The organism is Rhodococcus sp. PvR044, assembly GCF_040548995.1.
GTDB lineage: Bacteria > Actinomycetota > Actinomycetes > Mycobacteriales > Mycobacteriaceae > Rhodococcus_G > Rhodococcus_G oryzae.
Map to the genome: position 1 here is coordinate 1 of NZ_JBEPSX010000009.1, position 11,873 is coordinate 11,873.

Sequence of the window (11,873 nt, forward strand, 5' to 3'; positions counted from 1 at the left end):
ATGGCCGCGGGCGCCCTGCCCGCCGCGGCGGGGCGGGACGGCCGGATAAATCCGCCCGTGCTGGTGGGGGGGTTAAACCGGTCAGCCGGGCGGCCGCCCCCCCCGGGGCGCGGCCGCCCGTGCGCTATCGCGGGACTGAGTCCCCCTGCCGAAAGGCACTCGCGAGGATCGCTCGTGAACCCTTCTGCCCGTCGAGGATTCGGCTGGTCCGCGTCGTGACCCGCCACCCGTCCTTGGTGCGGATCAGCTCCCACCTGTTAGCCGTGACCCGGCTCACCTGATAGCCGCTCCCATCGGGCTGCCGGAGAATCAGCTGCGTGTGACACACCGCCACGGCCGTGTCGCCGTCGACGGTGATGTGTGCCGGACTCATGATGTGTCCGCATCCTTGCTGGATGAAGCCCTGGTGCGGGTGGGTCCGGACCATGTCCTCGATCGCCCGTCGGCCGGCCATCCGCCCGGTGTCGACGTCGTAGACGCCGTCCTCGATCCAGAGGCCGCCGACCACATCGTCGAGGCCGCTGTCCACGCTCGGGCCGTAGGAGTACATGAGTCGCATGATCGCGTTGTGGTCCTCGAGTATCCCAAGGCGTTGCTCGAGGACGAGCAACCGACGCTCGAAACCCGGATCTGTCTCGGTCATCGGCGCCCCATCATCGCGCGGGCCTCGGCGGACGCTGCCCTGACGATCTCGGCGCGGGGGAAGCCGGCACAGCCGGCGGCCAGCTCGTAGTTGCCGCCCGCGACCCAGATCGGTCCATCGGCGAGGTGGTCGAGACCCTCGCGCGCGACCGCATAGGGATCTGAGGCGTTGAGACCGGGTAGATCGAAATCGAGGCCGGCTCGTTCCATGGCGGGCGTCCGGGTGACGCCGAGGACGAGCTCGAGCACATCGACGCCGTGCTCGGCCATCTCGAGCCAGAGTCCCTCGGCGAAGACGCGGCTGAATGCCTTTGCCGCCGCGTAGATGCTCATGTGTTCCGCGCCGACGAAACCGGCCAGCGAGCCGAGCAGGATGATGCCACCGCGGCCGCGTTCGCGCATCGGTGCGCCGAAGACCTGGGAGAGCTCCAGTTGGCGGTCGATGTTGAGCGTGAGGACCTTTCGGCAGGCGTCGAGGTCGCCGGTGACGAACTCGTGGCCGTAGGTGTTGGCACCGGCATTGAAGATCAGCAGTCCCACGTCGAGATCCGCGGTAGTCTCCCGGATCCGTTCGACGGCATCCGCCGCCAGGAGGTCGACGGCGAGGGTGCGCACCTCGACTCCGTGAGCTCGCGCCTTGGCCGCGGTCTCCTCGAGGGGGCCGGGTTTGCGGGCGAGCAGCACGAGGTTCAGTCCGGCCTCTGCCAGTTCCTCGGCGAACCCGGCACCGACGCCCTCCGAACCGCCTGCGATGACAGCCCATGGGCCGTACTTGTCTTTGTCGATCATCGTTGTCTCGATTCCTTTGGGTCGGTTGTCAGTCGGGGACGGGGATGCGTCCGTCCACGGCGGCCGCGACGATGGATTCACGCAGTGCGGGGCAGCGCCCCACTCGGCCCCGCGCAGCGTCAGTGTCGGGTCGTCCCGGTACTCGTCGCAGACGGTGTCGGGGCGGGCGGTGCTCCACTGGACGGTGGTGTGCTGCCAGCTGTTCTTCTCCACGAGAACCTGGACTCCGCAACGCGCACAATCGATGTGCCGCATCAGACCGACAACTTCGCGGCATCACGCCGGGCGAGGTTGTCGGCGACTTCCTGCTTCCACACCTCGACCGGCCTTGTGGTGTCGAGCTCGAACTCGAAGCGGTCAACCATCTCCGGCTTGACGTCCGCGACGTCGACGTAGAACTGCTCGTACCAACGGCGCAGCTGGTAGACCGGGCCGTCCTCGTTGGTGAGCAGCGGGTTCTCGATCCGGGTCTTGTTCTTCCAGATCTCGATGTCCTGCTCGAAGCCGACACCGATGTAGCCGATCATCGCGTCGACCAGTTGGTCGGCGATCTCCGCCGGGATCTGCTCGGTCTTCTTCACGGAGATGCCGTACATCAGCACGAATTGGTTCGGTGAGATCGGGTAGTGGCAGTTGATCAGGACGGACTCGACGTCGTACTTGTCGTAGTGGTAGACGAGGTCGTCGATCATGAACGACGGCCCGTGGTAGGCCGCGATCGAGCCGTGGCCGACCAGCTTCGGGACATCGGGGTCGGTCCACTCGGTGATGTCCTCGCGGCCGACGCCTGCCTGTTCCTGGATCGCGACGTGTCCCTCGAAGATGTTCTTGAAGTACGTCGGGAACGAGTAGTGCACGTAGAAGAAGTGCGCCATGTCGACGACGTTGTCGATGATCTCGCGGCAGTTGGTGTCGATGACGATCGACTTCCACTGCCAGTCGGTCCACTCGGCATCGTCGGCCCGCATGGCTGGGATCGCGACCTCCGGTGGGGGCGGATTGCCCTCCGGGTCGTTCCAGACGAACAGCAGCTCGTCCTGCTCCATGATCTCCCAGGCGCGGGTGCGGGCCAGCGGCGGGACGCGGCGGGCGTAGGGGATGCCGGTGCACTTGCCGTTGCCGCCCCAGCGCCAGTCGTGGAACGGGCAGGCGATCGAATCGCCCTTGACCGTGCCCTGGCTCAGGTCGCCGCCCATGTGCCTGCAGAAGGCGTCGAGGATCTTGATCTCGCCGTTGCGGTCGGAGAACACGACGAGCTTGGTCCCGAAGGCCTCGATGGAGTGCGGCTTCCCGTCGCGGAACTCCGCCACCAGCCCCAGGCAGTGCCAGCCACGTGCGAAGCGAGCGGGCGGCGTGCCCTCGTCGATGATGCGAACCTCATCGGATTCCTCGATGTCCACAGCGGGTCCTCTCGTTTGTCTCGGCATTCACAGGGTCGGCCGCGGCGGGGTCGATGTGATCACGGTCACCGCGTGAGGTGACCTTCTCAGCCCGGCGAACCTGCCTCAATTCGCGCACCCGCTGACCGGAATAGACGCAGGTCAGTCGTGTCGGGCAGCTCCAGTGCCGCCGGCACCGCACTGCTGGCCGTCCGCCTCCCCCTGGTCATCCCACTGAACGGACGACCCCATGGCGTCGCACCGCTCCCCACGGTGGGATTGTCAGTGCCTGCGCACGCCCGGAGGTCCGTCGGCGATGCCGCGAAGGTCGCACGGGAGGAGATGACAATGTCGGCCGGAGACAGCTCGAAAGCGAGCGTGCCCACCTCCACGCTCGATCGACTCTCCCTGGTCCTGGACACCTTCCGGAGCGCGCCGCGGCTCAGCCTGACGGAGGTGTCCCGCGGAACCGGCATACCCCGGACGAGCACGCTCAGGATGCTCGAGCAGTTGGTGAGGATGGGGTGGCTCCGCCGCAGGGGTGCCGAGTACGAACTCGGGGACACGCTCGCCGAACTCGGGGCGCTGTCGCTGTACCGGGACAGTGTCGACCGGGTCGTGACACCGCTGCTACGCGAACTGCACCTGGTGACGGGCCACGTCGTCCATCTAGGTGTTCTCGACGGCAAGGACGTGCTCTACCTCGAGAAGGTCGGTGGTTCCGCGGCGCCCCACCTGCGGACACGGGTCGGGACACGCATACCCGCGCGATCGTCGACAATCGGCAAGGCGCTGCTCGCGTCGGCACCACGACCCGGCGTCTCGTTCGGTACCTGTGTCACCGGGTTCGGTTGCATCGGAGCGCGTGTCGGATCACTGGGCGGTGCCGAGGTCGGCCTGTCGGTCAGCGGACCGATGGACCGGTTGAAGTTCGACCAACGGCATGCGGCGCCCGTGCGGATGGCGGCGGCGGCGATCGCGCACTACTTCGACCTCACCGGAGCGGGTTGGCCGCGAGCCTGACCCGGCCTCCCCGCCCTGACCTGGCCTGAGTCCGCTGATCGGAAACGAGAATTGCCCGCGCGCCGGCTCCCTGACAGCGTGTTGCCATGAACTCCGAGCTCACACTGACCGCCCCCGAACAACTCCTGGCGATCGAGCAGATCAAGCGCACCTTCGCGGCCCGGCTGCGGTGCATGGACAACAAGCAGTGGGACGTCTACCCGACGCTGCACACCGACGACGTGGTCTCCGAGACGTGGGGCGGCCTGCCCGGAGACAAGCAGCCACAGACCGAGAGCACCTCGAACCGCGTCGTGGGCAAGGACAAACTGACCCGCGCGATCAGCACCCTCCTCGGCGGATCGACCGCGGTGACCACCGTGCACCACGGCCACACCCCGGAGATCGAGTTGACCTCCGACGACACCGCCCGCGGGATCTGGGCGATGGAGGACAAGCTGTGGTGGACCAACGGCGACCACGAGGAGCACCTCCACGGCTACGGGCACTACCACGAGGAGTACCGAAAGGTGAACGGCCACTGGCTGATCAGCTATCGAAAGCTCACCCGGCTGCGTGAGGACGTCACCGAGGGTTTCTTCGACTACCTGCAGGCGCTGTGAACCCGCTCTTCGCCCCGATGCAGATCCGGTCGCTGGCGCTGCCGAACCGGATCGTCATGTCCCCCATGACACGAGAGCACTCCCCTGCCGGGGTCCCCGGCCCGGAGGTGGCCGCCTACTATCGGCGGCGCGCCGAGGGCGGTACCGGCCTGCTGATCACCGAGGGCGTGGCGATCGACCACCCGACGGCCGTCGACAGCACCAGAGTCCCCCGCCTGCACGGAGAATCGGCACTGGCGGGATGGCGCACCGTGGTCGACGAGGTGCACGCGGCAGGCGGCCGGATCATTCCCCAGCTGTGGCACGTCGGCCCGCTGTGGGGCGCGATGCGCGCGGTGGATCCGGCACTGACGCCGATGCGCCCCTCCGGGCTGTGGGGGCGGGTCGGCAAGACCGTCTACCCGGAGGACTACCTCGCGCGGGCGAGCGTTCCCACCCAGGCGATGACCGAGCGCGACATCGCGGACGTCATCGACGGTTACGTGCGGTCGGCGCGCAATGCGGTCGACGTCGGGTTCGACGGGATCGCGATCCACGCCGGGCACGGTTACCTGCTGGACGCCTTCCTGTGGGAGTCGACGAACCAGCGAAACGATCACTGGGGCGGTGACCTGCAACGACGTACGGAGTTCCCGGCGGAGGTGGTGCGGGCGATCCGGCGCGAGATCGGTCCCGACCTGCCGATCTTCTACCGGTTCTCGCAACACAAGCAGCAGGACTACGCGGCGCGGATCGCGGACACCCCCGACGAACTCGCCGTCGTCCTGAACGCGCTGGTCGAGGCAGGCGTGGACGTGCTCGACGCGAGCATCCGCCGGTTCGACGCCCCCGCGTTCGAGGGCAGCGCGCTGACCCTGGCCGGCTGGGCGAAGAAGCTGACCGGCGCGGTCAGCATGGCGGTGGGTAGCGTGGGGCTCGACAAGTCGCTTCGCGATGCAGGCACGCCGAGGCCCGCGGATCTCGACGGGCTCCTCCGCAGGCTCGAGGACGAGGAGTTCGACCTCGTCGCCATCGGACGACTACACCTGGCCGATCCGGCCCTCGCGACGATCCTCCGCGACGGCGGGCCCGTCCCGGCGTTCGACCGCAACTTGCACGAGCGCCGGCTGTACTGACCACGGAACGTCGACGGCCCCGGTCACACCTGAGGTGTGACCGGGGCCGTTCGAGGTTGTCGGCGCAGATACCGCCGCGTCAGAAGGCCCGGCAGGACCTGATGTCGGACGCCAGGATCGCCTTGGCGCCGATCTCGGCGAGCTGATCCATCACGTCGTTGCTGACCTTGCGCGGCACCAGCGCGCGGATCGCGACCCACGCCTCGTCGGCAAGCGGCGAGATCGTCGGCGACTCCAGGCCGGGGGTGATCCGCAGCGCTTCGTCGAGCAGGCCGCGCGGGCAGTCGTAGTCGAGCATCAGGTACTGCTGCGCGAAGACGACGCCCTGCACGCGGGCGATCAGCTGATTGCGCGCCTTGTCGGTTCCGTCCGAGCCCTCGCGCTGGATCAGCACCCCCTCGGAGTCGCAGAGGGATTCACCGAAGGCCACCAGGTTGTGCTGGCGCAGTGTGCGGCCGGAACCGACGACATCGGCGATGGCGTCCGCGACGCCGAGCTGGATCGAGATCTCCACGGCGCCGTCCAGACGGATGACGGTCGCCTCGATGCCGCGGGCGGCGAGGTCCCTGCGGACCAGGTTCGGGTACGAGGTCGCGATCCGCAGGCCTGCCAGGTCGGCGGGCGACCAGTCCTTGCCCGCGGGGGCCGCATAGCGGAAGCTCGAACGACCGAACCCGAGCGACAGCCGCTCGGAGACCGGGGCGCCGGAGTCGAGGGCGAGGTCACGACCGGTGATGCCGAGGTCGAGTTCGCCGGACCCGACGTAGATCGCGATGTCCTTGGGACGGAGGAAGAAGAACTCGACCTGGTTCGCCGGATCGAGGACGGTCAGGTCGCGGGAGTCGGTACGGCGGCGGTAGCCGGCCTCGTCGAGGATCTCGGCGGCGGACTCGGACAGCGAGCCCTTGTTCGGTACTGCGACGCGCAGCATGGGGTGTTCCTTCCGGAAATGGCGAGAAAGTGGCCAGAGGACGTGCGGAGTCGGTGCGGAGCGCGACTCACAGATGTCGGTAGACGTCCTCGAGCTTGAGGCCACGACCGACCATCAACACCTGCACCCAATAGAGCAGCTGCGAGATCTCCTCGGACAGCGACTCGTCACTCTCGTGCTCGGCGGCGATCCACACCTCACCCGCCTCCTCGAGCACCTTCTTGCCCTGCGCATGGACGCCCGCGTCCAACGCGGCCACGGTGCCGGAGCCCTCGGGACGGGTGGCGGCACGGTCGGTCAGCTCGGCGAACAGCGAATCGAAGGTCTTCACGGGTCACGATTCTTTCACGGACGAGCCGGGACTCCCCACCGCCCCGCCACAACCCGCCCCCAGTGTTGTTTCGAGCGACCTGCAAGCAGTCGCTACGGGGGATCAGAGTTCCGGCAGGACCAGTTTCGGAGCGCTCGCGATGAGCGTTCGGGTGTACTCCTCCCGCGGCCGCTCGTACACGTCCTCGGTCGGTCCGCACTCCACGATCCGGCCCCGATGCATCACCGCGACCACGTCGCACACGTGCCGAACCACGGCCAGATCGTGCGAGACGAACAGCAACGTCAGCCCGTACTCGTCGACCAGTTCGGCCAGCAGGTCGAGGACCTGAGCGCGGACCGAGACGTCGAGCGCGCTGACCGGCTCGTCCGCCACCAGGATCTTCGGCTTGGTGATCAGTGCGCGGGCGATCGAGATGCGTTGACGTTGACCGCCGGAGAACTGGTGCGGGTACCGGTGTGCCATCGCCGGTTCGAGCCCGACGGCGGTGAGCATCTGGGCGACGGCCTCGGCCGAGCCCGCGCGCGTGTCGAGCGGCTCGGACACCACGTCGCCGACCTTCATCCGCGGGTCCAGCGAACCCATCGGATCCTGGAAGACGATGGAGACATCGCGCCGGAACTGCCGCAGCTCCCGTTCCCGTGCCCCGACGATCTCCTGCCCGTCCACCACGATCGAACCCGCCGTCGGTGTGTCGAGGGCACACAGCAACCGGATCAGCGTGGACTTGCCCGATCCCGATTCGCCGACCACGCCGAACCGCCGGCCGCGACCGATGTCGAACGACGCGTCGGCCAATGCGTGCACCGGCACCGCGCGACGCCACAGCGTGGACCGCGACCCCCGGTAGGTGCGGCCGAGCCCCCGCACGGACACCAGCGGCTCGGCCTGTTCATTCGACACCGGCGCGGCAACCGTTGGCTCCCCCGGCCCCGATCCCGCCGCCACCGTCCCGCCGAGCGTCGACCCGCTCAGGTCCGACGCCTCGAGCAGGGCGCGGGTGTAAGGGTGCTGCGGAGCCCCGAACACCCGCTCGATCGGTCCGGACTCGAGGATCGACCCGTCCCGCATCACCAGCACCCGGTCGCACAGCGCGGAGACCACCGCCAGGTCATGGGTGATGAACAGCAACGCGGTGTCGTGCTCGCGGACCGTGGTGTCGATCAGGTCGAGGATCTGCGCCTGCACGGTCACGTCGAGAGCGGTGGACGGCTCGTCGCAGATCAGCACCCGAGGGCGGTTCGCCATCGCGATGGCGATCAGGACCCGCTGTCGCTGCCCACCGGACAGTTCGTGCGGATAGGACCGCGCGATACGCGCCGGGTCGGGGAGGTTGACCGCGGCGAGCTGCGCGAGCGCCGCCTCCCGCCGCTCGCCGCGGCTCAGCGCGCCGTCGTGGAGCTCGATCACCTCGGCGACCTGCCTGCCCACCTTCATCAACGGGTTCAGCGCCGTCATCGGCTCCTGGAAGACCATCCCCAGGTCGTCTCCCCGCAGGGAGGTCAGCAACCGCTCCGGAGCACCGACGAGATTCGCGGCGACTCCGTCGAGGGCGATCGAACCCGTCGCCGACAGCTGGTCCGGCAGCAGCCCCATCAGGCTCAGCGCCGTCAGCGATTTGCCCGACCCGGATTCGCCGATCAGCCCCAGCCGTTCGCCCCGCTTCAGGGTGAACCCGATGCCGTCCAGCAGGGTGCGACCGCCCGCGCAGACGGTGAGGTCAGAGACCTCGACCAGCGGGCCCGTCACTGCCGCACCGTCTTCGGGTCGAATCGATCGCGCAGCCCGTCGCCGAGCAGGTTGAACCCGAGCACGGTCAGCGCGATCGCCAGGCCGGGCCACAGCATCACCGCGGGCTGCAGGTACAGGTACGGCTGCGACTCCTGCAGCATCCGGCCCCATGACGGGGTCGGCGGCGGGGTCCCGAAGCCCAGATAGGAGAGCGCTGCCTCGGCCAGTACGGCGATCGCGAAGGTCACCGACGCCTGCACGATCAGCGCGCTGGAGATGTTGGGCAGCACGTGCCGCAGCGCGATCCGCAACGGGCTCTTGCCCGCCGCCCGCGCCGCCAGCACGTAGTCCTTGGCCATCACCTGTCTGGTGCCGCCGCGGGCGACGCGAGCAAAGGCGGGCGCGGTCCCGACGCCGAGTGCAGTCATCGCCGTCACCGTCGACCCGCCCCAGACCGCGGCGAAGACGATGGCCAGCAGCAACGCGGGGAACGCCAGCAGTACGTCGTTGCCACGCATCAGGATCTCGTCCGACACACCGGGGCGCATACCGGCGGCCACCCCGATCGGGATGCCGATCGACGCAGCGATGGCCACGGCCACGACGCCGACCAGCAGCGTCGTCCTGGCACCCACGAGGAGCGAGCTGAAGATGTCCCGGCCGAAATCATCGGTACCCAGCCAGTGTTTGGCGCTCGGATGCAGCAGCCGCGCACCGGAGTCGACCACGGTCGGGTCGTAGGGCGTCCAGACGAAGGAGAGCAGCGCGGCAAGCACCACCGCGGCAACCAGTCCGACACCCAGGGCCAGCGTGCCCGTCCACCGAACCCGATTCATGCCCAGCTCCGCATGCTGTGTCATGCCGCGCTCCGCATGCGGGGATCGATCGCGGTGTAGAGCAGGTCAACCACGAGATTGAGCAGCAGCACCATCAACACCAGCACCATCACGATGGACTGCACCTCCGCCATGTCCCGCTGACTGACCTTGTCCAGCAACAGACTGCCGAGCCCGGGCACCACGAAGACCCGCTCGACGACCACAGCCCCGATCAGCAGCGTGGCCAGCTGGAGTCCTGCGACGGCGACCACCGGCACGGCGGCGTTGCGCAACCCGTGCCGCAGCAGCGCTCCCGTCCGGGTCAGGCCCTTGGCCCGCGCCGTCCGCAGGTAGTCCGCCCCCAGCTCGTCGAGCACGGCGGAACGGACATACCGCGTCAGCACCGAGCCCTGGACGAGTCCCAGTGCCAAAGCGGGCAACGTCAGATAGCTGAGGAACCCGCCGATCCCCTCGATCGGCGCCTGCCAACCGCTCGACGGCAACCAGCCCAGCTCGACGGCGAACACGGTGACCAACAGCACGCCGGCCAGGAACGCCGGGATCGCGATGCCCACCTGGCTGAGCCCGCCGATCAGCACTCCGTCGGGGCTGCTGCGCCGGACTGCCGCCAGGACCCCGAGCGGGATCGCGACGACCAGCGCGACCACCATGGCCGCACCGACGACCCAGAGCGTGACCTGCAGCCGATCGAAGATCTCCGGTCCGACCGGCTGCCTGGTCAGGTAGGACTCGCCCATGTCGCCGTGCAGCATGCCCCACACCCAATTGCCGTAGCGCACATGGGCAGGCGCGTCGAGGCCCATCGCGGTCCGCTCCCTGGCCACCTCCTCGGCCGTGGCCTGCACCCCCAGTGCGATCCGTGCCGGATCGCCGGGGAGCACCGACAGCAACGCGAACACGAGCACCGATGCGGATGCCGCGGTGAGCGAGAAGATGCCGAGCCGCCTGATCAATTGAATCGCCATCACGCCGCCCTACCCGCGCCGCACCCGGGACAGGTCGAGCGCCAGGGAGGTCGCGTTCGCCGGGAGCCCGGAGATGTCGGCGTCGGTCACCGCCAGCAGCGGAAAGAGGAAGAGCCAGTTCGCCGCCGCCTCGTCGGTGATCGTCCGCGCCACCGTTCGCATCTTCTCGACGTAGCCGGCCTCGTCCGCCGCGTCGGCCTCCGCGAGCAACCGCGTGACCTCGGGATTGCGATAGCCCCAGTAGTACTCGGGATTGCCGAAGGTGGCGATGTCGCGCGGCTCGGCGTGTTGGATCACCGACATCTGGTAGGCATGCCTGCCGAACACGGAATCGAGCCAGACCGCGGGGAACTCGACCGGGTTGGTCTTCACGGTGAAACCGACCTGCTGCAGTTGCGAACTCACCACCTGCGCGGCGGCCGTGGCATAGGGCAGGTTCGGCACGTCGAACCGCACCACGGGATTCGGGGTGCCCGCCTCGGCCAGCAACTCGCGGGCCCGCTGCGGATCGAACGGGTACACGCCGGTGAGGTCCTCGTACCAGGGGTCGGTCGGCGGCACCATCGATCCGATGAGCTCGCCGTAGCCCGCATACGCGGTGTCCCGCACGGCCTTCCGATCCACGGCGTACATCACCGCCCTGCGGACCCGGATGTCGTCGAAGGGCGCGACCGCCCCGTTCATCGACAGCGTGACCTCGCCGTTGGTGCCGCCCTCGATGACCCGGAACCGGGGATCGGCGCTGAACTGGCCGAGCAGTTGCGGAGCCCCGAGACTGTAGATCGCGTCCACCCCGCCACTGAGCATCGCGTTCGCCTGCGCGGTGGCATCGGCAAAGTACTTCAGCCGCACCGTCTTCATGGCCGGTTGCGCGCCCCAGTACCGGGGGTTGGCCGCGAGCACCAGCTCCGAGCCCGGGTTCCAGCGCGCCACCGTGAATGGGCCGGTCCCGATCGCGGTGGTGGCCAACTGGGTGACGCCGCGCGGGGTGAACATGGCACCGACGGGACCGGTCATGTTGAACAGCCAGGCGTTGCTCGGCGCCCGCAGGATCACCCGCGCCAGATGCGGCGACGGAGTCTCCACCCGATCCACCACGGCCATCAGTGCGGGCGAGTTCGCCGTCCACTCGGTCTTGACGCGATCGAGGCTGAACTTGACGTCCTCGGAGGTGAACGCCTCACCGTTGGAGAAGGTCGCGTCCTCGCGCAGCACGAACTCGTAGACGGTGCGGTCCGGGCTGGTCGTCCACGAGGAGGCCAGCAGCGGGACTATCGCGCCGTGGTCGTCGAGCCGGACCAGCCCCTCGTACACGTTGTCCAGCAACGCCTGCGGGATCGCCGCGCCCGCGGTGCGGGTGAAGTCGAGGTTGTCCGGTTTCGCGGTGAGCGCGACGGTGAACGTGTCCGGTCCGCCCGCGCTCGACAGGCCGGCGCCTGCCGAGCAGGACGCCAGCACGGCGACGGCCACGGTCGACGCGGCCACCCCACGCAGGAGCCGACCGGTCCACCGAGGCGTCATGCCAG

The 11,873-nt window shown here is 68.7% G+C and carries 12 protein-coding genes; 3 read left to right on the plus strand and 9 right to left on the minus strand.

The annotated features are described in order from the left end of the window. Positions 1-124: 124 nt before the first annotated feature. From ABIC28_RS19700 to ABIC28_RS19710, 3 genes are all read right to left on the minus strand, one after another. Positions 125-643: a nuclear transport factor 2 family protein gene (locus ABIC28_RS19700; protein WP_097209767.1), complete on the minus strand. Its 519-nt coding sequence runs from the start codon at positions 641-643 to the stop codon at positions 125-127. Continuing rightward, on the minus strand, positions 640-1,431 hold the full coding sequence (locus ABIC28_RS19705) for an SDR family NAD(P)-dependent oxidoreductase (protein WP_354580637.1): 792 nt from the start codon (positions 1,429-1,431) through the stop codon (positions 640-642). Before ABIC28_RS19705 ends, ABIC28_RS19700 begins: the two co-directional genes overlap by 4 nt. A 254-nt stretch (positions 1,432-1,685) precedes the next feature. After that, complete coding sequence (locus ABIC28_RS19710) at positions 1,686-2,858, minus strand: 3-ketosteroid-9-alpha-monooxygenase, oxygenase component (protein ID WP_502945050.1); 1,173 nt, start codon at positions 2,856-2,858, stop codon at positions 1,686-1,688. Positions 2,859-3,158: 300 nt separating this feature from the next. On the opposite strand from ABIC28_RS19710, the gene ABIC28_RS19715 reads away from it, so the two are divergent. From ABIC28_RS19715 to ABIC28_RS19725, 3 genes are all read left to right on the plus strand, one after another. Beyond that, on the plus strand, positions 3,159-3,833 hold the full coding sequence (locus ABIC28_RS19715) for an IclR family transcriptional regulator (RefSeq protein WP_269590106.1): 675 nt from the start codon (positions 3,159-3,161) through the stop codon (positions 3,831-3,833). Positions 3,834-3,919: 86 nt separating this feature from the next. Next, positions 3,920-4,435, plus strand: a complete 516-nt coding sequence (locus ABIC28_RS19720; protein WP_354580451.1) for a nuclear transport factor 2 family protein — start codon at positions 3,920-3,922, stop codon at positions 4,433-4,435. Between the two features lie 17 nt (positions 4,436-4,452). Further along, the gene (locus ABIC28_RS19725) at positions 4,453-5,550 is read left to right on the plus strand and encodes an NADH:flavin oxidoreductase (RefSeq protein WP_209928954.1); all 1,098 of its coding nucleotides are present in this window, start codon (positions 4,453-4,455) and stop codon (positions 5,548-5,550) included. 79 nt (positions 5,551-5,629) lie between these two features. On the opposite strand, the gene hisG is transcribed toward ABIC28_RS19725, so the two are convergent. The 6 genes from hisG to ABIC28_RS19755 all read right to left on the minus strand — a co-directional run bounded on the left by hisG (position 5,630) and on the right by ABIC28_RS19755 (position 11,868). Then, positions 5,630-6,481, minus strand: coding sequence for an ATP phosphoribosyltransferase (gene hisG / locus ABIC28_RS19730; RefSeq protein ID WP_077041634.1), 852 nt, complete (start codon positions 6,479-6,481; stop codon positions 5,630-5,632). Between the two features lie 67 nt (positions 6,482-6,548). Further along, positions 6,549-6,812, minus strand: a complete 264-nt coding sequence (locus ABIC28_RS19735) for a phosphoribosyl-ATP diphosphatase (protein ID WP_027501839.1) — start codon at positions 6,810-6,812, stop codon at positions 6,549-6,551. Between the two features lie 102 nt (positions 6,813-6,914). Next, complete coding sequence (locus ABIC28_RS19740) at positions 6,915-8,549, minus strand: ABC transporter ATP-binding protein (RefSeq protein WP_502945053.1); 1,635 nt, start codon at positions 8,547-8,549, stop codon at positions 6,915-6,917. An 8-nt stretch (positions 8,550-8,557) separates the two neighbouring features. After that, complete coding sequence (locus tag ABIC28_RS19745) at positions 8,558-9,403, minus strand: ABC transporter permease (protein WP_245220927.1); 846 nt, start codon at positions 9,401-9,403, stop codon at positions 8,558-8,560. Continuing rightward, complete coding sequence (locus tag ABIC28_RS19750; protein WP_354580456.1) at positions 9,400-10,347, minus strand: ABC transporter permease; 948 nt, start codon at positions 10,345-10,347, stop codon at positions 9,400-9,402. Before ABIC28_RS19750 ends, ABIC28_RS19745 begins: the two co-directional genes overlap by 4 nt. A gap of 9 nt (positions 10,348-10,356) precedes the next feature. Beyond that, positions 10,357-11,868, minus strand: coding sequence for an ABC transporter substrate-binding protein (locus ABIC28_RS19755; protein WP_209926399.1), 1,512 nt, complete (start codon positions 11,866-11,868; stop codon positions 10,357-10,359). Between the last annotated feature and the right edge of the window lie 5 nt (positions 11,869-11,873).